This is a genomic window from Microbacterium sp. HSID17254, from assembly GCF_003989315.1.
Classification (GTDB): domain Bacteria; phylum Actinomycetota; class Actinomycetes; order Actinomycetales; family Microbacteriaceae; genus Microbacterium.
The window spans coordinates 1-1,087 of record NZ_RBLT01000112.1; the positions used below are offsets into that span (position 1 = coordinate 1).

A 1,087-nucleotide genomic window follows, 5' to 3' on the forward strand; every position below is an offset into this window, starting at 1 on the left:
GGCCCCACGGCGGGGAGCGGCGGGCACTGCGGGGGTGTGGCTGCCGCCCGCTGCTTGCCGGCTGCCGGGCGGTGGTGCTCGGGATGGAGCTGCCGTACGGCGTTGCGGGTGGGCTCACCGCGGCTGATCGGCGCGCGGTTCGCGCCGAGGGGCGGACCGGGACGGAGGCGGCGTGAGCACCCCGGCGGACACTCAGGCGGCGGTTGCGAACTGGGGCTGGCCGACGGCCGAGACCCCCGATGAGAGCGCTGCGCCCGCACACCACTGGTGGAGCCGGACGTGGCCCGCGCTGCTCGCCCTCAGCACGGTCGGCGCGGTCGGTGTTCCGGCCGCTGTCGCCTCCTATCGACACGCCCGCGACGTCATCGCGACCAACGGCGACCCGGTGATGGCGCCGTGGCTGCCGCTGAGCGTGGACGGGATGCTCGTCGCGGCGTTGGTCGTGATCTGGGTGCGCCGTCACCGCGGCGATCCCGCGGGTGTGTTCCCCTGGCTCGCGTTCGGCTTCGGCATGGTCGTCACGATCCTGGCCAACCTCGCCGCAGTCGCCCAGCCCAGGCCAGGCCAGAGGCTGTCGCGGTGGCGCTGTTCCCGCCCCTGGCTCTGGCGATCACCTTGGAGCTGGTCGCACTCGTCGCTTGCCGGTCTGGGCCACGACGGGGCTCGATCAGTCAGCCCGTCGCTGCATCGGACGCTCCGGCTGGGCCTGGCGAACCGATCGTCATCGGCTACCTGGACGAGGTCGAGGAACGCGAGGACGACCACTCGCTGGACTGGTGGGCCGACGCTCCTGATGTCGCGGCGGCGCCGCGTTCGGCTGCTGCCGAGCAGTCCGATGGTGTCCAGCGACGAGCTGCTCAGGTCGACGAGGCGCCGGAGGCCGGCCGAACCACTGAGCCCCGTGTGCAGGCCCTCGCCCGACGTCTGAACGCGGGTGAGGAGCTGACCGGGCGCTCGGTAGGAGCCGAGTTCGGCGTCTCGGATCGTACGGGCCGACGCCTCATCCGGCAGGCGGCCGACCTGCGACACCGCGCCTCCGGGGACGCGGCTCCGCTGGCGCTGGTCTCGGTAGGAGGTGCTTCCTGAT

1 protein-coding gene and 1 pseudogene are annotated in these 1,087 nt (G+C 73.2%); both read left to right on the forward strand.

What is annotated here, in order from left to right; all coding sequences use genetic code 11:
- Nucleotides 1-172 precede the first annotated feature (172 nt).
- Nucleotides 173-529, forward strand: a pseudogene (locus D8M34_RS19910) (DUF2637 domain-containing protein); the annotation flags it as partial.
- A gap of 50 nt (nucleotides 530-579) precedes the next feature.
- Nucleotides 580-1,086 carry a hypothetical protein gene (locus D8M34_RS19640; RefSeq protein WP_238695719.1) on the forward strand — a complete coding sequence of 169 codons (507 nt, stop codon included), beginning with the start codon at nucleotides 580-582 and terminating at the stop codon, nucleotides 1,084-1,086.
- The last annotated feature ends 1 nt before the right edge of the window (nucleotide 1,087 follow it).